The organism is Sphingomonas rosea, assembly GCF_039538065.1.
In the GTDB taxonomy this organism is placed as follows: domain Bacteria; phylum Pseudomonadota; class Alphaproteobacteria; order Sphingomonadales; family Sphingomonadaceae; genus Sphingomicrobium; species Sphingomicrobium rosea.
Genome location: NZ_BAABBR010000001.1, coordinates 1,143,155 through 1,161,938 on the forward strand (window position 1 = coordinate 1,143,155; position 18,784 = coordinate 1,161,938).

The 18,784-nt window shown below is 68.5% G+C and carries 20 protein-coding genes; 9 read left to right on the forward strand and 11 right to left on the reverse strand.

Annotated elements, in window-relative coordinates:
- Nucleotides 1-98: 98 nt before the first annotated feature.
- The 3 genes from ABD693_RS05710 to ABD693_RS05720 are packed head-to-tail and all read left to right on the forward strand — an operon-like array spanning nt 99 to nt 4,077.
- Nucleotides 99-2,423, forward strand: coding sequence for a S8 family peptidase (locus ABD693_RS05710; RefSeq protein WP_344696057.1), 2,325 nt, complete (start codon nt 99-101; stop codon nt 2,421-2,423).
- A gap of 49 nt (nt 2,424-2,472) precedes the next feature.
- Nucleotides 2,473-2,721, forward strand: a complete 249-nt coding sequence (locus ABD693_RS05715) for a hypothetical protein (protein WP_344696058.1) — start codon at nt 2,473-2,475, stop codon at nt 2,719-2,721.
- A gap of 48 nt (nt 2,722-2,769) precedes the next feature.
- Nucleotides 2,770-4,077 carry a cystathionine gamma-synthase family protein gene (locus ABD693_RS05720; protein WP_425567259.1) on the forward strand — a complete coding sequence of 436 codons (1,308 nt, stop codon included), beginning with the start codon at nt 2,770-2,772 and terminating at the stop codon, nt 4,075-4,077.
- A gap of 93 nt (nt 4,078-4,170) precedes the next feature.
- Here the strand turns inward: ABD693_RS05720 and ABD693_RS05725 are convergent, their stop codons facing one another.
- The 5 genes from ABD693_RS05725 to ABD693_RS05745 form a co-directional block, all read right to left on the reverse strand.
- On the reverse strand, nt 4,171-4,356 hold the full coding sequence (locus ABD693_RS05725) for a hypothetical protein (RefSeq protein ID WP_344696059.1): 186 nt from the start codon (nt 4,354-4,356) through the stop codon (nt 4,171-4,173).
- 41 nt (nt 4,357-4,397) lie between these two features.
- Entirely contained in the window at nt 4,398-4,910 is a 513-nt protein-coding gene (locus ABD693_RS05730; protein WP_344696060.1) for a hypothetical protein, read from the reverse strand.
- A 1-nt stretch (nt 4,911) separates the two neighbouring features.
- Complete coding sequence (locus ABD693_RS05735; RefSeq protein WP_344696061.1) at nt 4,912-5,502, reverse strand: hypothetical protein; 591 nt, start codon at nt 5,500-5,502, stop codon at nt 4,912-4,914.
- A gap of 31 nt (nt 5,503-5,533) precedes the next feature.
- Nucleotides 5,534-5,842, reverse strand: coding sequence for a hypothetical protein (locus ABD693_RS05740; protein ID WP_344696062.1), 309 nt, complete (start codon nt 5,840-5,842; stop codon nt 5,534-5,536).
- Between the two features lie 86 nt (nt 5,843-5,928).
- Complete coding sequence (locus tag ABD693_RS05745; RefSeq protein WP_344696063.1) at nt 5,929-6,366, reverse strand: helix-turn-helix domain-containing protein; 438 nt, start codon at nt 6,364-6,366, stop codon at nt 5,929-5,931.
- A gap of 246 nt (nt 6,367-6,612) precedes the next feature.
- Here ABD693_RS05745 and ABD693_RS05750 point away from each other — a divergent pair, with 246 nt between their 5' ends.
- Complete coding sequence (locus ABD693_RS05750; RefSeq protein ID WP_344696064.1) at nt 6,613-6,768, forward strand: hypothetical protein; 156 nt, start codon at nt 6,613-6,615, stop codon at nt 6,766-6,768.
- A gap of 4 nt (nt 6,769-6,772) precedes the next feature.
- Here the strand turns inward: ABD693_RS05750 and ABD693_RS05755 are convergent, their stop codons facing one another.
- Genes ABD693_RS05755 through ABD693_RS05765 form a run of 3 tightly spaced genes read right to left on the reverse strand, consistent with a single transcriptional unit; the run spans nt 6,773 to nt 9,311 of the window.
- Nucleotides 6,773-7,441 (reverse strand): HAD family hydrolase, encoded by a 669-nt coding sequence (locus tag ABD693_RS05755; protein ID WP_344696065.1) that lies wholly within the window; start codon nt 7,439-7,441, stop codon nt 6,773-6,775.
- On the reverse strand, nt 7,441-8,211 hold the full coding sequence (locus ABD693_RS05760) for an NTP transferase domain-containing protein (protein WP_344696066.1): 771 nt from the start codon (nt 8,209-8,211) through the stop codon (nt 7,441-7,443). The genes ABD693_RS05755 and ABD693_RS05760 overlap by 1 nt, the downstream gene beginning before the upstream one ends.
- On the reverse strand, nt 8,208-9,311 hold the full coding sequence (locus tag ABD693_RS05765; RefSeq protein ID WP_344696067.1) for a CDP-alcohol phosphatidyltransferase family protein: 1,104 nt from the start codon (nt 9,309-9,311) through the stop codon (nt 8,208-8,210). Before ABD693_RS05765 ends, ABD693_RS05760 begins: the two co-directional genes overlap by 4 nt.
- Nucleotides 9,312-9,414: 103 nt before the next feature.
- On the opposite strand from ABD693_RS05765, the gene ABD693_RS05770 reads away from it, so the two are divergent.
- Genes ABD693_RS05770 through ABD693_RS05785 form a run of 4 tightly spaced genes read left to right on the forward strand, consistent with a single transcriptional unit; the run spans nt 9,415 to nt 12,844 of the window.
- A complete protein-coding gene (locus tag ABD693_RS05770; protein WP_344696068.1) occupies nt 9,415-10,500 on the forward strand; it encodes an ABC transporter permease in 1,086 nt (361 codons plus the stop codon).
- Nucleotides 10,500-11,312, forward strand: coding sequence for an ABC transporter ATP-binding protein (locus ABD693_RS05775; protein WP_344696069.1), 813 nt, complete (start codon nt 10,500-10,502; stop codon nt 11,310-11,312). The genes ABD693_RS05770 and ABD693_RS05775 overlap by 1 nt, the downstream gene beginning before the upstream one ends.
- Nucleotides 11,313-11,321: 9 nt before the next feature.
- The gene (locus tag ABD693_RS05780) at nt 11,322-12,275 is read left to right on the forward strand and encodes an MlaD family protein (protein WP_344696070.1); all 954 of its coding nucleotides are present in this window, start codon (nt 11,322-11,324) and stop codon (nt 12,273-12,275) included.
- Nucleotides 12,275-12,844, forward strand: a complete 570-nt coding sequence (locus ABD693_RS05785) for an ABC-type transport auxiliary lipoprotein family protein (RefSeq protein ID WP_344696071.1) — start codon at nt 12,275-12,277, stop codon at nt 12,842-12,844. The genes ABD693_RS05780 and ABD693_RS05785 overlap by 1 nt, the downstream gene beginning before the upstream one ends.
- A 43-nt stretch (nt 12,845-12,887) precedes the next feature.
- Here ABD693_RS05785 and pepN read toward each other — a convergent pair whose 3' ends face one another.
- Entirely contained in the window at nt 12,888-15,485 is a 2,598-nt protein-coding gene (gene pepN / locus ABD693_RS05790; protein ID WP_344696072.1) for an aminopeptidase N, read from the reverse strand.
- Between the two features lie 115 nt (nt 15,486-15,600).
- Between pepN and ABD693_RS05795 the strand changes: the two genes are divergently transcribed.
- Nucleotides 15,601-16,863 carry a M48 family metallopeptidase gene (locus ABD693_RS05795; RefSeq protein WP_344696073.1) on the forward strand — a complete coding sequence of 421 codons (1,263 nt, stop codon included), beginning with the start codon at nt 15,601-15,603 and terminating at the stop codon, nt 16,861-16,863.
- Here the strand turns inward: ABD693_RS05795 and ABD693_RS05800 are convergent.
- Entirely contained in the window at nt 16,860-17,783 is a 924-nt protein-coding gene (locus tag ABD693_RS05800; protein ID WP_344696074.1) for a DMT family transporter, read from the reverse strand. The genes ABD693_RS05795 and ABD693_RS05800 overlap by 4 nt on opposite strands.
- A complete protein-coding gene (locus ABD693_RS05805) occupies nt 17,780-18,781 on the reverse strand; it encodes a threonine aldolase family protein (protein ID WP_344696075.1) in 1,002 nt (333 codons plus the stop codon). Before ABD693_RS05805 ends, ABD693_RS05800 begins: the two co-directional genes overlap by 4 nt.
- Nucleotides 18,782-18,784: the final 3 nt, after the last annotated feature.

Consider the following 18,784-nt stretch of genomic DNA (forward strand, 5'->3'; position numbering starts at 1 on the left):
AGATCGGTTCCATCCTTCAACAAAGGGAAAGGAAATATTAAGCATATTTCGCTATAGGAAAGTCATTGATTCTTAGCGGGTTGCGGAAGGGTGAGCAGATGAAGAAGGCGTTGATGGCCTCGGCGGCCTGTGCGGTCATGCTGACCCTGTCGGCATGCGGCGGTGGCGGGGGCGGCGGCGTCAATTCGACTCCGGCACCGTCTCCAACTCCGACGCCCACTCCGACCCCCACGCCTACGCCGACGCCTACCCCCACTCCGACGCCTACTCCCACGCCGACCCCGACGCCCACGGCGACCAATTACAACACGGCCGAATATCAGCGCTCGAACGCGGCCACGGTCGCGGGGGCGATCGCCGCCTACAATGCGGGCGCGACGGGCCGCGGGATCAAGATCGGGATCATCGACAGCGGCATCAATCCGGCGCTCGGCGAATTCGCCGGCCGGATCGACCCCGCCAGCCGCGACGTCACCACCGCCGGCCGCGCGCTCGCCGACGAAAGCGGGCACGGCACGGCGGTCGCCGGAGTCGCCGCCGCGGCGCGCAACAACGACAATTCGCTCGGCCTCGCCTTCGACGCCACCGTGCTCGCCCTGCGGGCCGATACGCCCGACAGCTGCCCGGCCACCGACGGCTGCTCCTTCTCCGACAGCAACATCGCGCGCGGAATCGACGCGGCGCTGCAGGCCGGCGCCAAGGTCATCAACATGTCGCTCGGCGGCGAGGCGCCCGGAAGCACGCTGCTCGCGGCCATGGGCCGGGCCGTGAACAGCGGCGTGGTCCTGGTCATCTCGGCGGGCAACAATGGCGACAAGCCGGAAGGCGTGAACGCCGACCCGTTCGGCGCGGTCTCGGCCGCAACCTTCCCGGGCAAGATCATCATCGCCGGCTCGATCGGCACCTATCAGGGCGGCGGCGTCACCGGCGCCACCGACCAGCTCAGCGCGTTCAGCAACAAGGCCGGGACCTCCGCGCCTTATTACCTGACCGCTCTCGGGTCGGGCGTCCTCACGATCAACAAGGACGGCACGCCGACGCGCTGGTCGGGGACGAGCTTCTCGGCGCCGACCATCAGCGGCGCGGTCGCGCTGATGGCCACCGCCTTCCCCAATCTCACCGGCTCGCAGATCATCGACCTCCTGTTCCGGACCGCCGACGACCTCGGCGACGCCGGGACCGACGCAGTCTTCGGGCGCGGGCGCCTCAACATCACCCGGGCGATGCAGCCCGTGGGCACGCTCAGCGTCGCCGGGACCGGCACCCCGATCGTCGAGGGCGGGTCAGACGCGCCGCCGTCCTCGGGTGACAGCGGCGGCGGGGGCGGCAAATCGATGGGCGCGATCGTCCTCGACGGCTATTCGCGCGCATTCGCGATCGACCTTGCCAAGACCATCCGCTCGGCGCCGCGCTCCGAGCCGCTCCACCGCGCGCTCGACAACAGCGCCCGGGTCGGCGGCGCGCGTGCCGGCGGGCTCGACATCGCCATGACCGTCGCCGAGCGGCGCACGGGCGTCGGCTATCTCGTGGAGCGGACGGGGATCGGCCCCGAGGACCTGCGCAAGGCGCGGCTCGTCGCGGGCTCGGCGGTCGCGAGGGTCGACAAGAACACCGCCATCGCGCTCGGCTTCGCCGAGGGCGCCAAGGCGATGGAGCGGCGCCTCTCGGGGGTCGATACGGGCGCCTTCCTCATCGCCCGCGACGTCGCCGGCAATCCGGGCTTCGACGCCCGGCGCGGCGCCGCGCTCGCGGTCCGCCACAATCTCGGGCCCGTTGCCGTCACGATGTCGGGCGAGACCGGCGAAGTGTACAGCGAGCGGCGCACCAGTGCCTTCGGGTCGCCCTATCGCTGGACCAACATCTCGGTCGACCGCAACTTCGGCAAGACCTGGCTGTCGGCGGGGATCGGCCGGCTCGACGAGAAGCAGAGCCTGCTCGGCGGGCGCATGACCGACCTACTTGGCGGCGGCGGGGCGGCGACCACCTTCCTCGACGTCGAGGCTCGGCGCGAGCTCGGCAACGACTGGACGGCGGGCGTCACCGCGCGGCGCGGCTGGACCCATTTCGCGGGCGGCAGCTTCACCACCGGCGCTTATGGCCTCGATCTCGCTCGCTCGAACCTCCTGAGCGAAGGCGACCGCTTCGGCCTGCGCTTCACCCAGCCGCTGCGGATCGACGGGGGCGGCTTCGCGATGAGCCTGCCGACCTCGTTCGACTATGCGACCATGACCCCCGGCTACAGCATCGTCCGCTCGAGCCTCGTGCCCAAGGGCCGCGAACTCGACGCCGAGCTCGGCTACCAGCGGCGGTTGCTTCGGACCGGATGGATCGGCGGCAACCTGTTCGTCCGCCGGCAGCCGGGTCACGTCGCCGCGGCGGCGCCGGACGCGGGCGCGGCGGTGCGCTTCGCCCTGCCGTTCTGAGGAAGGCGCTTTAACCGGGCTGCAATCTGCGCCACCTAGCGTGGCACAGATGAGCGACACCCAAGCCGACTCGGCCGCCGCCAAGCGCGAACGGATCAAGGCGATCAGCCGGACGATCCACAGCATCCCTGTCGAGGAAGGCGGCCGGATGAAGCCGCCGCGCGCCGCGCCGGTCGCTCCGCCGGCAAGCGCCGAGGAGCGCTTCTGGAAGCGAAGCGCGCTTGCCGCCGGCGGGGTCGCGGGGGTCGCGCTCGGCTTTGCCGCAGGGCTGCTGGCCGGACGCCGCCGCCAGGCCTGAGCGCCATTGCGCTGGCCTTTGCCGCCCCGCTTACGCTAGGGGGCGGCCATGGAAAACGAAGCCCAGATGAGCGGTGTCCCCGCTTCGCGCCGCCCCAAGAAGAGCCCGACCGCGATCGGCAACCATCAGCTCAGCCCCGAAAGCCTGATGATGGGTTACGGCTTCGACCCGACCCTATCCGAGGGCAGCCTCAAGCCGCCGATCTTCCTCACCTCGACTTTCGTCTTCGAGACCGCCGCCCACGGCAAGCGCTTCTTCGAGGGCATCACCGGCAAGCGTCCGGGCGGGGCCGAGGGCCTCGTCTATTCGCGCTTCAACGGGCCCAACCAGGAGATCCTCGAAGCCCGCCTCAAGCTGTGGGAAGAAGCCGAGGAAGCGCTTGCCTTCTCGAGCGGCATGTCGGCCATCGCCACCTTGCTCCTCACCTATGCCCGGCCGGGCGACGTCATCGTCCATTCGGGTCCGCTCTACGCCGCGACCGAGACGCTGATCGCCAAGATCCTCGGCCAGTTCGGGATCACCTGGCTCGACTTCCCGGCGGGCGCCACGCAGGACGAAATCGCCAAGGTCATCGAGGCCGCCAAGGCCAAGGGTCGCCTGAGCCTCATCTATCTCGAGAGCCCCGCCAACCCGACCAACGCGCTGGTCGACGTCGAGGCGGTCCGCGCCGCGCGTGACGCCGCCTTCGCCGGCGGCGACGTGCCGCCGATCGCGATCGACAACACCTTCCTTGGGCCGCTCTGGGCCAAGCCGCTGGCGCAGGGCGCCGACGTCACCGTCTACTCCCTCACCAAATATGCCGGTGGTCACAGCGACCTCGTCGCGGGCGGGCTGGTCGGCGCCAAGAAGTTCCTCGACCCCATCCGGATGATGCGCAACACGATCGGGACCATCTGCGATCCCAACACCGCCTGGATGCTGCTCCGGAGCCTCGAGACGCTGGAACTCCGGATGAGCCGCGCGGGCGAGAATGCGGCCAAGGTCTGCGCGTTCCTCAAGGACCATCCCAAGGTCGAGAGCGTCGGCTACCTCGGCTTCCTCGAGGAAGGCAGCCGCCAGGCCGACATCTACAAGCGTCACTGCACTGGCGCGGGTTCGACCTTCTCGCTCTATCTGAAGGGCGGCGAGAAGGAGGCCTTCGCTTTCCTCGACAACCTGACCATCGCGCACCTTGCGGTGAGCCTCGGCGGGACCGAGACGCTGGCCAGCGCCCCGGCGGCGATGACCCATCTCAGCGTTCCCGACGAGCGCAAGCAGGCACTGGGGATCACCGACAATCTCGTCCGGATCAGCATCGGGGTCGAGAATGCCGACGACCTTATCGCCGACTTCGCCCACGCGCTCGACGCGGTCTGAGAGTTACAAAGCTCCGAGGGTGCAGGGGGCGCGCGTCATTTCGCGGCCCCCGTCGCATTAACGGATCTGCGTCGAATCCTGCTCGGCGCGACTTCAGCCCTCGGTCGGGCCGGTGCCGAGGATCCGGTTCGACACGCACTCCTCGACCTCGTCGACGAGCGAGGCGAGGCGCGCCGCGGCGGCGGCCATCTCGGGTGTCGTGTCGAGCAGCTTCAAGGCGGCACGCAAGTGATACACAGCGCTCTGAGCGGCGCTGACTTCGGCAGACGTCGTCATCATCAATTCAAACCCCGTTTCAGGGGCTTGCTAGCAGAAGCTCATCACTCGGCGAAATAGGCCAGCATCCGCTCCGTGCCTTTTTGGGTCAGCCCCACATTGGTGACACGTCGGTCGTTGGTATCGGTCTCGCGCCACACGAGGCCGCGATGGTCGAGCACCGCGAGCCAGCGGATGGCGGTCGTCAGCGGGACCTTGGCCATTTCCTGGAGCTGGCGGACCTTGAGCGAGTTCGCGCGGTCGGCGAAGGCGAACAGGATCAGCAGCAGGTCCCAGGCCGGATCGGCAAAAAGATCGGCGCCGAACAGCGTGCTGCGCTGCTCGCGCTTGCGCCATTCGCGCTCCGCCCTGGCGTGCGGATCGGCCCTGTTGCCGGGGTTAAGTCGCTTCCTCGGTGCCAGCAGGCCCTGAAGCTGTCCCACGATCATCCGGAACTCGTTACCATCGAGTCGCTCGGCCGCCGGCGCAGCGTCGCCAATCACGAGCGGCGGGGCGATGTCCTTGGTCTGGCTGGCGGCGAGGATTTCGGCTTCGGCACGGGTCAACGCTTGGCCCATATCACTGACTTTCTTGCACGATCGGCGGCGGGGCCGAGGATGATGGGGGAAGATCGCGGTCGTTGGCGACGCGCTCGCCGCGGCGGGCGGCGAGGCCGTCGCCGGAGGCGGGCACGACCCTCGACGAGGCCAGCAAGGCCGGGCGGAACGGCCGCGGGACGCTGTGGAGGTCCGATTGCCGGATGACCTCGCACAGGGTCGGCCAGAAGCGGGCGGCGAGAAGGGCGAGGATCATCGGCCAGCCCCAGATCCGGAGGAGCACGGCATAGCTCAGGCTGATCGTCTCGGGCGCCAGCAGCTTGACCAGGTGGCCGAGGCTTCCGTTCAACTGGAAGGCCGCGACGAGGATGCTCATCCACGACGGCCGGCGGACGGCGAGGATCGTCAGGACGATCGTCGCGAGGACGTCGACCGCGAGATAGGCGGTCGAGACCGAGACGAAGTCGCCCGGGTTGACCACCATGACCGCGATCGTCGCGAGATTGCCCAAGAGAAGGACGATCCCAGTGGTCCGCTCGCTTCGCGTGCCCTTGGCGAGGGCAAAGGAGAGGGTGAGAAGAAGCAGCCCCGCATAGGCGATTGACGTATACAAGACTGCTTCCCCTCCCCCTGTTCGAATGCCCTTACGCGACCACGGTCAGCGCAGGCTTCGGGCTTGGCGCCGTCTCCGCGCTGCCGCTGGCCGGCGGGCATTCGCCCCAGTCGCCCATCGAGCGGGCGCCGAGACCGATCCGGGTTTTCTCGTCGTTGAGCAAGGCATGCGCCTCGGCAATGGTCGAACGCGCTTCGAGCAGCGCCGCCTGCGTGCTGGCGAGGGCCTTGAGGCTCTCCTGGCCGGCGGTGATCGGCAGCTTGGCCAACTGACGACCCTCGAGGATCGCCAGCGCCAGGCGCGAGCCGCGCATCAGCGCTTCCTCGATCGAGGCTTCCATGGGCATGAGTTCCTGGGCGACTTTCTGGGCAGCTGCCAGACGCTGATTCAACATTTCTCTTCGACTCCCGCTGTGGAGCCGTCGCTTCAGATCAGCACCATCTTCAACCCTTCGGCGCAGGCGATCAGCAACGTCAGGGCGACGATCGATCCCAGCGCGACGCGGCCGATCATCGACAGCGTCTGGAGTGGCGACAATGGCGGATCGAGGTCGGCGGCCCCGGTTTCCGTGTACTCGTGACCAGCAAGCTCGTCGTGAGTGAACACCTTGTCGGGACTAGGCTCGAGGTTGTGCAGGTTGATTAATCCGACCTGAGGCGGAGCCTCACCTTCGGCGGCGAGGAAGACACGGGCAGCCTCGGCGGTGCTGCCGACGCCGAGCTTCTCTCGGGCGATGCGCAGGTGCTTCTCGACCATGCTGTCGGAGATGCCGAGGTCGCGCGCGATCTGCTTGTAGGATTTGTAATCGGCAACACCGCGCAGACAGTCGCGCTGCCTCGGGGTCAGTTGCTCGATCGAGACCATGTCGGATCCATTAGGCAGCTTCACCTTCTCCCGCCACCGATGCCGGCGGCCTGAGCCGAGACCAAATCCCACACAGCCAACGGTGCCATTTCAGTGACACTGGCTTCAGTCCTTAATCCTCGAGAGATCGTTTCGGGTCCAAAGTGAATTTAGCGACAGTTGCGTCAGGTCATAGCTTCAGATCGAAGTCCCGTCATGGTGCCTTCGCTTAAGACACTGGTAGGGAGCTTTGCCTAGGCAGGAGCCATGTCCCTGTTCCAGAGCCTCGCCCTGTCCGGCATCTTCCTCGTGGTCGGCGGCTCGGCGGTGCTGGCGCTCGAGATGATGCATTCGCGGCGCGAGCTCCGGCGCAGCAACCTGCTCCTGAAGGACCTGCTGACGACGATGCGGGAACGGCTCTAGCCGCTCAACCCCAGTCCTCGATTTGCCAGCCGCGCTCCCTGGCGAGGGCGGCGAGCTTGGCGTGAGGGTTTACCGCGACCGGCTCGTCGGACCATTCGAAGGCGGGCGCGTCGCTGACATGATCCGAATAGAAGCGGACGTGGCCGTGGCGGCCAGTGAGGCCCGATTTCTCGACCCAGTCGGCGATCATCCGGAGCTTCGCCTCGGCATAGCAATTCTCGCCGTCGATGCGGCAGAGCACGCTGTCGTCGAGCCCGAGGATCGTATTGGTGCCGATGACGTCGTCGAAGCCGAGGCGCTCGGCGATGGCGGCGGCGTAGAAGCGATAACTGGCGGTGGCCATGACGATTCGGCGGCCTTGCGCCCTGTCGCGGGCGATGGCGGCGCGCGCCCCGGGGCGGATGTTGGTCGCGGCCTGGCGGTCGGCGAACCCGGCGACGAGCGGGAGGAGCTCGGCCGGCCGGGTGCTTCGGCCGAGGAGGAGCGCGTGGTTGATCTCCTTCAGCTCGGCGCGGTCGATGACCTTGGCGAGATAGGCCAGCATCGAGAGGATCACGAGCGGGAGGAAGACGAGCCGCCACGGCGCCCGGCGCAGCGCGCAATGGAGGAGGAAGGGGGTGAAGGTCGCGCGGCGGGTCACCGTCCGGTCCATGTCGTAGATCGCAAGGTCCATCAGGCGCGGCCTTCGAGGATGGCGGTGACGAGGGCGTGGTCGGCGGGCTTGTCGACGTCGATCGCGGCAAGGGGGTCGGAAAGGACGATCGCTTCGAGGCGGAGGCCGAGCTTGCGGCCGAGCGCGGCGGCGGTGCGGGGGAGGTCGCGCAGCCGTAGCACCGAACCGAGGAAGAGCGGGAGCCCGAACTGGAGGAGGACGCGCCAGCCCTTCTTGCGGTCCTGCTCGATCGCCCGCCAGCGCATCACCCCGGCGCGGGCGGCGGGCGAGGTCAGGGCGAAGAGATTGGCGCCGCTATAGGCTTCGCCGCCGACCGGGATCCAGGTGCGCTGGGCGTCGGGGAAGCGCTTCCGCATGGCGGTCCGGCTGACGAGGCCGATGGCGATGTCGCTCCGGGCGGCGGCGGCGGTGAACTCGGCGATCATCACGGGGGTGAGGAGCGCGTGGTCGGCGGTGGTGACGAGCAGGGGATAATGCGTCGCGGGGTCGTCGAGGAGGCGAAGGATGGTCTCGGCGATGGTGCCGGCGGAGGGCTCGACGGTGACCCGCCCGTCCACGGGAAGGGGGGCGGCGATCGGCTCGACCTGTTGGGTGAGGACGCGGACGGCGGCGACCTCGGGGCTGGCGAGAAGGGTGCGCAGGGGGCGAAGAATCATCGGCTCGCCGAGCAGCGGGAGCAGGGGCTTCAAGTCCGTGCCGAGGCTTCGGGCGAGGGGGTCGCCGCCGGGCCGGGTGCCGGCCAGCAATACGGCGGTCCAGCCGCCGCTCATTCGGCGTCGAGCCAGCTGACGATCCTGCCCCCGCGGAAGACGACGCCCTCGGCCTGCGCGAGGCGGACGGCGTGGAAGATGAGGCTGAGGATCGACCACAAGGCGACGAGCTCGATCCCGAGGTCGGGCCGGCCGAGGCACAGGCAGGCGACGAGGATCACCATGTTGGGATTGCGCCGGGCGGTGATCAGCCGGAACTGGCTGTCGATCCGCTTCCAGACGTGGATGTGCATCCCGAAGCGCCACTCGAACAGGCCCTCGATGATTCGCCCGGCGACATAGGTGCCGACGATCACGGTGAGCAGCCCGCCCTTGTAGACTTCCTCGAGCTGGTGGCCGGCGGCGCCGAGGCCGTGGAGCCAGGCCCACCACCAGAAGGGCGGGTGGATGAGGTCGATGCCATGGTCGAAGACGTTGCCCCAGCCGCTCGACTGGCCGGTGGTCCGCGCGAGCTTCCCGTCGACCGTGTCGAGCACCATGAAGATGAAGCCCAGGGCGGTGCCGGTCCAGTAATGGCCGAGCCAGAACTGCCAAAAGGCGGCGACGCACAGGACGAAGCCGACCAGCGTCACCATGTTGGGGCTGAGCCCGGCCTGCGCGGCCCAGCGGGTCAGCCAGAAGGCCGGCCGGCGCCACAGATAAAGGGTGAGGAGGTCGGTCACGCCCTTGTACGAGGCGTCGTAGAGCGCGCGCTCGACCGGAAGCGGATCGGCGGGATCGAGCGGCATGACGAACGGTCGCTCGCGCTTGCGCAGTTCGAAATAGCTCAGCGAAGCCGTGCGCGCGTCGATCGGATCGAGGGCGAGCGGGTCGGCCTCGCTCGCCGGCGTGCCCGGGGGCAGGTGATAGAGGACGGGCAGGCCGTCGAGGAGGAGCGCGCTTCCGGGCCGGCCCTTGAGCTCGCGCAGCCAGGCAGGGTCCCAGGCAAACCCCATGTCGGCGACGATGCGCGGACGCCCGACATCCTCCGCGTCACCGACCGCGAGGCCGGCCTTGGCGGCGACCTGCTCGGCCCGGGCGCGCGCCGTGCGGCCGAACAGGCGCACCGGCGGATCGCCGAGGCTGAGGAACTGGATGGGGTCGGCGGACGTCTCAGCCATATGCTAAGGGCGAAAAGCGGCAAAGCTTGGCAATAGCAAGACCAAACACCGGAAGGGGCAGGAGCTTGCCGTTGACAGGCTTTGCGGGCATGTCGCGAAACTAATGGCTTCCGCGGCGGTAAACGAGGGAAATAGCAACGTCTTCGCGCCCAGTGGCGCGTTGACGATCGGTCGTGCGGGTTCGACCCAGCGCGAGATCGATGCGACTCCCGATCCCCTGACCATCGACCTCAGCCGCGTCGAGCGGATGGACACGGTCGGCGCCTGGCTGGTGCATCGCACGATGCGCGACCGGCAGGCGCAGCTGACCGGCGTGTCGAGCGACACGCAGAAACTGCTCGACCAGGTCGCCGACGCCGATCGAGCCGTCGAGGTGAAGCCGCCCAAGAAGACCGGCGCGGTGGCCGAGATCGGGATCGCGACCATATCCTTCGGCCGGACGCTCGCCGGACTGGTCGGCTTCTTCGGCGCGACGCTGATGGGCTTTGCGTCGGTCATCACCCATCCCAAGCGCTTCCGCTACAATGCGGTGGTCCAGCAGTTCGACGTGGTCGGCGTCCGCGCCCTCGCGATCATCGGGCTGATGAGCTTCCTCATCGGCATCGTCATCGGCCAGCAGGGCGCGGTCCAGCTCCAGCAGTTCGGGGCCGAGGTCTATACGATCAACCTCATCGGCCGGATCACCGTGCGCGAACTGGGGCCGCTGATGACCGCGATCATGGTCGCGGGCCGATCGGGCTCGGCCTTTGCGGCGCAGATCGGGACGATGAAGATCACCGAGGAAGTGGACGCGATGCGGACCATCGGCGTTTCGCCGGTGGAGGCGCTGGTCGTCCCGCGTGTGTTCGCGGCGATCATCACCATGCCGCTCCTCGCCTTCTGGGCGATGCTGACCGCGATCATCGGCGGCGGCATCTTCTGCTGGGTGGGCCTCGGAATTCCGCCGCTCACCTACACCCAGCGCATGGCTGAGGTGGTGCCGGCGAGCGACCTTTGGGTCGGCCTCATCAAGGCACCGGTGTTCGGCTTCATCATCGCCCTCGCGGGCTGCTTCCAGGGAATGCTGGTCGCCAACGACAGCGAACAGGTCGGGTTGAAGACCACGTCGGCGGTGGTTCAGTCGATCTTCCTCGTGATCGTCCTCGACGCGGTGTTCGCGGTGTTCTTCAGCTCGATCGGGTGGCTCTAATGGCCGAGTTCGTCGCCCCCGAGCATTCCAGCCCGATCCTGCCCGACGGCGAGGAGCCGATCATCCGCGTGCGCGGGCTCGAGAACAAGTTCGGCGACCAGTTCGTCCACCAGAACCTCGATCTCGACGTGCGCCGGGGCGAGATCATCGGCGTGGTCGGCGGCTCGGGCACCGGCAAGTCGGTGCTGATGCGCTCGATCATCGGGCTCCAGCGGCCGACCGCGGGTGAAGTCGAGGTGCTCGGCGAGAACATGGTCGACCGCCCCGAGGACGAGGCCAAGAACATCCGTCGCCGCTGGGGCATCTTGTTCCAGAACGGCGCGCTCTTCTCGACCCTGACCGTGGCCGAGAACGTGCAAGTCCCGATCCGCGAATATTTCCCCTTCATCAAGGGCGAGCTCCTCGACGAGATCGCGGGCTTCAAGATCGCCATGTCGGGGCTGCCCGACAATGCTGGCAGCAAATATCCGAGCGAATTGTCGGGCGGCATGCGGAAGCGCGCGGGGCTGGCCCGGGCGCTGGCGCTCGATCCGGAACTGCTGTTCCTCGACGAGCCGACCGCGGGCCTCGACCCGATCGGCGCGCAGGCCTTCGACCAACTGATCCGGAGCCTGCAGAAACGGCTCGACCTCACGGTCTTCCTGATCACCCACGATCTCGACAGCTTGTACGCTATCTGCGACCGGGTCGCGGTGCTGGCGGACGGCAAGGTGATCGCGGTGGACACGATCGACCGCTTGCTCAAACTCGACCATCCCTGGATCCAGGAATATTTCAACGGACCCCGCGGCCGCGCCGCGGCGGCGGCTTAGCAGAGGCGCATGGAAACTCGATCGAACCAGGTGCTCGTCGGCACCGTCGTCCTGGCCCTGCTGGTCGGCCTCCTGTTCTTCGCGGTGTGGATCGCGGGGCTGAAGACCGACAAGCGGCAATGCTACGACATCTATTTCAGCCAAGGTGTCGGCGGGCTCAATCGCGGCACCAACGTCAGTTTCTCGGGCGTGCCGGTGGGCCAGATCACCAAGATCTCGCTGCTGCCGGACCGGCCGGAGTTCGTCTGGGTGCGGATCGAGGTCGACCAGACCACCCCCGTGCTCCAGGGCACCAATGCGCAGATCAAGGGCGTCGGCTTCACCGGCGTCAGCGAGATCCAGCTCGACGGCGCGGTCAAGGGCGCCAAGCCGCTGACCCAGCTGGGGCCGCAGGGCTGCCCGGTGATCCCGAGCTCGGCGGGTGGCCTCGGTGCGCTGCTCAATTCGGCGCCGGAACTGCTCGAGCGCATCCAGCGGCTGACCGAGCGGCTGACCGAGCTGCTCAGTGACCGTAACCAGAATGCGATCTCGGACATTCTCGAGAATATCGACAAGACCAGCGCCGTGCTGGCCGAGCGGGCGCCCGAGATGGCGCAGACGCTGGCCGAGGCGCGGGTCGCCGCCCGCAATGCCGGCCGTGCCGCCGACGAGGTCGCCAAGCTCGCCAACAGCAGCAACGTGGTGGTCCAGCGCGACGTCCAGCCGGCCGCGGCGGATCTCCGCAAGACGCTCCAGGCGCTCCAGCAGACCTCGGCCCGGATTGATTCGCTGGTCGCCGACGCACAGCCCGGCGTGCAGAATTTCTCCAAGTCGACGCTGCCCGAGGTCAACCGCCTCGTGCGCGACCTGCGCGACCTGACGACCAGCCTCGACGGCGTGTCGAGCAGGCTCGAACAGGGCGGCGTCACGGGCGTGCTCGGCGCGCCCAAGCTCCCCGATCATAAACCCGGAAAGTCCCGCTGATGCGCTTGTCCCTCCTCGCTCCCGTGGCCGCCCTCGCGCTGTCTGGCTGCTTCGGCGGCGGCAAGGTCCCGACCACGCTCCTGACCCTCACCCCCGCGGCGGCCGACACGGCGATCGCCCGGACCGGGGCGGCGAGCGATGCGGTCAGCATCGAGCTGCCGGTGGCGGCGAAGGAAATTCGGCAGGTGCGCGTCCCCGTGCTCGAGGCGCCGGGCCGGGTCACCTACGTCAAGGACCTCCAGTATCTCGAGACGCCCGACCGGCTGTTCCAGCAATTGCTGAGCGAAACGGTGAAGCGCACCACCAACCGCATCGTCATCGACCCGCGCCAGGCGGGGATCGATCCGGGGACCCGGGTCACCGGCGTGCTCGAGCGGTTCGGCTACGACATGGCGACCGGCCAGGTGATCGTGACCTATGACGCGACCGCGACGCGTGGCGCCACGGTGCAGGCCCAGCGCTTCACCGCGAGCGTGCCGGCGGACGGCACCGCGGCAAGTGTCGGCCCGGCGATGAACCAGGCGGCGAACAACGTCGCGGCCCAGGTCGCGCGCTGGATCGGCAACTAGAGCACGGCCTGTCGTCCCGGCGCGAACCGGGACGACGCAGAACTCATCCCAGGCTCTTGCCCGCGAGCTCGAGCACGTCCTTGCTGAGCCCCGGCTCGCGCAGGATGCGCTCCAACGCGGCACGCATCATGGCGGCGCGAACCGGCTCGATCCGGCGCCAGCGGCCCAAGGGCGCGACGAAGCGGGCGGCGGTCTGCGGGTTGAGCTTGTCCGCGGCGACGATCACCTCGGCCAGCCAGTCATAGCCGCGCCCGTCGGGGCGGTGGAAGGCCGAGGGCGTGCCCGCAAAACTCCCCGCGACCGCGCGCAGGCGATTGGGGTTGGCGAGCGTGAAGGCGGGATGCGCCATCAGCCGTTCGACGGTGTCGAGGGTCGCGTCGCCCGGCACCGAGGCTTGCACCGCGAACCACTTGTCGATCACCAGCGGGTCGTTCTCGAACCGGCGGTAGAAGTCGTCCAGCGCCTTCTCGGCCTCTCCGCCGCCGAGCGTCGCCAGCACCATCAGCGCCGACTGCCGCTCGGTCATGGTCTTCGCGGCATCGTACTGGCGCGACGCCAGGCTCCGGCCGAGCTCGGCATTGCCCGCGGCGAGGAGGGCGAGGGTGGCGCTGCGCAGGCGGCGCAGGCCCTTGTCGGCGCCTGCGAGGCTGGCGGGATCGGCGCGGCTCGCGGCCATGTGCGCGCGCGACAGATCGTCGGCGAGTTCGGTCCCGATCGCGCGGCGCATCGCTTCGCGCACGTCGTGGACCTTGCCGGGATCGGCGGCGTCGAGATGCTCGATCAGCAGGCTCTCGGCCGGGAGCGCGATGGCGTCGGCCTTGAAAGCAGGGTCGAGCGCCTGGCTGCGGAGCGTCGCACCGACGGCGGTGACGACCGCATCGGTGCGCAGCGGCTGGCCGAATATCGCGGCCATGAGGTCGCGCGTCATCAGTTCCTGCCCGGCCTCGTAGCGGGCGAAGGGATCGGTGTCGGTCTCGGCCAGCGCCTCGATCTCGCCGGGCTTGCGCTCGGCCGTGACCACGATGGGCGCGGAGAAGTGCCGGTTGATCGAAAGGAGCGCAGGCTCGGTGACGTCGGCGAAAGGCTCGACGTGGGTCGCCTCGCGCATCACGACGAGCCGCTCTTTCGCGATCTCGCGGCCGCTGTCGGCGCCGATCAGCGCGACCTTGAGAGGGATGACCATCGGCTGCTTGAGCGGCTGGCCGGAGGTGGCGGGGACGCTCTGGCGCAGATGGAGCGCGGCGCGGCCGTTTTCCTGGACGAGGCGCGCCTCGACCCGCGGGGTGCCGGCCTGGCTGTACCAGAAGCGGAACTGGCCAAGGTCGATGCCGCTCGCATCCTCCATCGCGCGGACGAAATCCTCGCAGGTCACCGCCTGACCGTCGTGGCGCTCGAAATAGAGGTCGGTGCCCTTGCGATAGCGCTCGGGCCCGAGGAGCGTCCGCATCATCCGGATCACCTCGGCGCCCTTGTTGTAGACGGTCGCGGTGTAGAAATTGGCGATCTCGAGATAGCTGTCGGGCCGCACCGGATGGGCGAGCGGGCCGGCGTCCTCGGGGAATTGGGCGGCGCGGAGCATGCGGACCTGGTCGATCCGCTGAACGGCTTCCGAGCCCATCGCCTCGCTGAAGCTCTGGTCGCGGAAGACGGTGAGGCCTTCCTTGAGGCTGAGCTGGAACCAGTCGCGGCAGGTGACCCGGTTGCCCGACCAGTTGTGGAAATATTCGTGCGCGACGACCGCGGCGACGGCGTCGATGTCCGCGTCGGTCGCCGTCTCGGCATCGGCCAGCACGTAGCGCGTGTTGAAGATGTTGAGGCCCTTGTTCTCCATCGCGCCGAAGTTGAAGTCGGAGACAGCGACGATGTTGAACCGGTCGAGGTCATATTCGCGGCCGTAGGCGCGCTCGTCCCAGGCCATCGAATCCTTGAGCGCCTGCATCGCATGCGCGGTCTTGGGGAGGTCGGGCTCGCGCACCCAGATGCCGAGGTCGACCTTGCGGCCCGACGCGGTGGTGAAGGTGTCGGCGTTGCAGGCAAGGTCGCCGGCGACGATCGCGAACAAATAGGAGGGCTTGGGGAAGGGGTCTTCCCACAATGCCCAGTGGGTTCCGCCCTCGCCCTCGCCGCGCTCGACCGGATTGCCGTTGGCGAGCAGGATCGGGAAGCGCGCCCGGTCGGCCGAAAGGCGGACGCGATAGGTGCTGAGCACGTCGGGCCGGTCGGCGAACCAGGTGATCCGGCGGAAGCCCTCGCTCTCGCACTGGGTGCAGAGGATCCCGCCCGAGGCGTAGAGGCCCATGAGCTGGCTGTTCTGGTCGGGGAGGATCGCGACCTCGGTCTCGAGCACGGCACTCGCGGCGGCGATCGGCACGACGAGCTGCTCGGCCTCGATGCGGACCTCGATCGGCTGGCCGTCGAGGCTGGCCGAGAGGGTCTCGAGCGCCTCGCCGTCGAGGCGGAGCGGGCGGTCGTGCTCGCCATTGCGGACGACATGCAGGCGGGCGCGGACGATCGTCCGGGCGGGATCGAGGGCGAAGTCGAGCTCGACCTGCGGGATCAGCCAGTCGGGCGCCCGGTAATCCTCGCGGCGGACGGGAGCGGGGGCGGCGGGCGTCTCTAACGCATCACGGATATCGAGCATGGGGTGGGGCTTAGGCGCGGGAAATGGCCTCGACAACCTGCCGTCCGGCCATCCGTCGAAGGGGAGTGGCGCGGCGACGTCGAGGCAATTAGGAAACGCAGCCAGGGGGAATATCATGACGCTCAACCTGCTGCTTGCCGCCACGGCCGGGGCCTTCGACGTCGACACGGCGACGCGCGCCTATCTCGACACCGTTTCCGGACCCGTCCGCGCGCGTTCGGACGCCTATTTCGAGGGCGGCTACTGGATGCTGATGTGGGGGACGCTGATCAGCGTCCTCATCAACGGGCTGGTGCTGCACCTCGGCTGGTCGTCGCGCTGGAGCCGGGCCGCGAGCCGCCGGACAAAGCGGCCGTGGCTGCGCACCATCCTCTATGCGCTGCCCTACATTCTGGTGACCGGGCTGATGGTCATGCCGTGGGTGATCTACGGCGATTACTTCCGCGAGCATCAATATGGGATGTCGACACAGACGCTGGGCGGCTTCCTCGGCGACCAGGGCAAGTCGCTGCTGGTGTCGCTGATCATCGGCCCCTTGGTTGCGGCCGCCATCTATGGTGTCATCCGCCGCGCGCCGCGGACCTGGTGGCTGTGGGGGACGGGGGTCGTCGTCAGCTTCATGACCTTCGGTGCGCTGCTGGCGCCGGTGTTCATCGCGCCGATGTTCAACAGCTACACGCCGATGGCCGAGGGGCCGGTGCGCCAGCAGATTCTCGCCATGGCCCGCGCCAACAAGGTGCCCGCGGACAATGTCTATGTGGTCGACGCCTCGCGCCAGACCAACCGCATCTCGGCCAACGTCAGTGGGCTCGGGCCGACGGTCCGGATCAGCCTCAACGACAATCTCCTCAACCGCACCAGCCCCGAGGAAGTGAAGGCGGTGATGGGCCACGAGCTTGGCCATTATGTGCTGAACCACGTGATCAAGATGCTGCTCGCATTCACCGTGGTGGTGCTGGCGGTGTTCCTGTTCCTCTGGTGGGCGACCCCGCGGCTGCTGCTTCGCTACGGCGGCCGGTGGGGCGTGCGCGATGTCGCCGATCCCGCCTCGATGCCGGCGCTGGTGCTGCTGACCGCGCTCGCGATGCTGGTCGCGACGCCATTCACCAATTCGATCATCCGCCACAACGAGAACGAGGCCGACGCATTCGGCCTCGACGCGGCGCGCGAGCCTGATGGCTTCGCCCATGTCGCGATGCGGCTCAGCGAATATCGCAAGCTCGAGCCGAGCGCGCTCGAGGAGATGATCTTCTTCGACCATCCCTCGGGCTACAATCGCGCGCACCGGGCGATGGAGTGGAAGGCGCGGCACCTTGCCGAGCTGCCGCCGGCCAAACGGGCGATGGCGAAGCCCGAGCTCCTGACTGTGGCCAATTAGTCGGCAAGCGGGACTGGCTCGGGGTCGCGCCGGCTGGTCAGCGCCCAGACCATGCCGGCCATCGCCAGCACCGCGCCGCCAGCCGCGAGCGCGGTCCAGCGATAGCCTTCGAAGATGGTCGAGAGCGCCATGGCGATGATCGGCACGATGACGCTCGAATAGGCCGCGCGGCCGGGGCCGATGGTGCGGATGATCGGCATGTAGAGGCTGAAGGCGAGCGCCGAGGCGAAGAGCGCCAGATAGGCGAGGCCGAGCCAGTAGCCGGGGCGCGGGTCGACGACCGGCGGGCCGCTGACGATAAGTGCGAACAGGCAGTCGAACAGCGCGCCGTAGAGCATTCCCCAGGTCAGCATCGTCGGCAGCGGCACTTCCTTGGCGCGCTCGGTGGTCTGGAGGACGTTCGAGACGCTGGCGCCCATCACGCCGAGCAGGGTGAGACCGATCCCGAGCGCGGCTTCATTCACGGGCGCGCGGGCGCTCTGCACCTCGTTGAGGAACAGGAGGGCGATTCCGCCGACCGCCGGAATGGCCGAGAGGATGAAGCTGCGGCTCGGCTTGTGGCCCGTCCAGGCCCAGGCGAGCAGGCTGTTCGGGATCAGCAGCAGCGCGAAGACGCAGGCGACCAGGCCGCTCGTGATGTGGTGCTCGGCCAGATAGACCGCATTGAAGTTCACGCAGAACTGGCAGAAGCCGAACAGTGCCGCGACCTTCCAGGCGCCGGGCGGCAGGCGCAGGCCCGCGCCCTGCCAGCGGGTGTAGGCGGCCATGGCGGCGGTGGCGATGAGGAAGCGGTAGGCGACCGACCAGTGCGCCGGGACGACGCCCAGCTGGTCGCGGATGACGATCCAGGTCGATCCCCAGATCAATGTGATGATGCAGAAGAAGAGAAGGACCGTGCCGCGGCCGAGCGGCGCGCTCACAGCGCCGAAATCGCTTCCGCGAGGCGGTCGACCGCGGCGAGGTCTTGGTCCCAGCTCGTCACCAGCCGCGCTTCGCCGATCCCCCAGTCGTAGAAATCGAAGCCCGCGGCGCGGAGGTGCGCGGCCTCGTCCGCGGTGACCTTGAGGAACACCTCATTGGCCTCGACCGGGAAGACGAGGCGTGTCCCCGCCGCGGCCGCCAGCCGCCGCGCGGCCTCGTTGGCATTGCGGGCATTGGCGAGCCAGATGTCGTCCTCGAGCATCGCGAGCAGCTGGGCGGCGAGATAGCGGCCCTTGCTCAGCAGATGGCCCGAGCGCTTGCGGCGGCGGCGGATCCCGTCGGCGAGGGACGAATCGAACAGGATCAGCGCTTCGGCCGACAGCCCGCCATTCTTGACGAATCCGAAGGAGAGGGCGTCGACCCCGGCCTTCCAGGTCAGTTCGGCGGGCGAGGCGCCGGTCGAGGCGACGGCATTGGCGAAGCGGGCGCCGTCGAAGTGGAACCCCAGGCCGTGGCTCTTCGCCCACTCGCCGAGCGCCGCGGTTTCGGCGGCGGAATAGGTCAGGCCATATTCGGTGGCGTTGGTGATCGACAGCGCATTGGCCTGGACCTGGTGGACGTCGGCGCGAATCCGGCCGCGGACGTCCTCGAGGGCGGTTGGGGTCAGCTTGGCGCCTGGGCCATCGACCAGCAGCAGCTTCGCCCCGCCCGAGAAGAATTCGGGCGCGCCGGCCTCGTCGACCTGGATGTGCGCCTCGCGGTGGCAGAGGATTCCGCCGTAGGAAGGCACCATGCCGGCGAGCGCGAGGCAGTTGGCCGCGGTCCCGGTGGTGACCCACAGCGCGGTGACCTCGCGCTCGAAGACAGTCGAGAAGGCCGCGTCGAGCTTCTGGCTCCAGGCGTCGCCGTCATAGGCGGTGTCGAGCCGGTCGGCCCTGGCCATCGCCTCGAAGACCGCGGGGTGAACGGCGGCGGCATTGTCGGAAAAGAAGCGCATCGC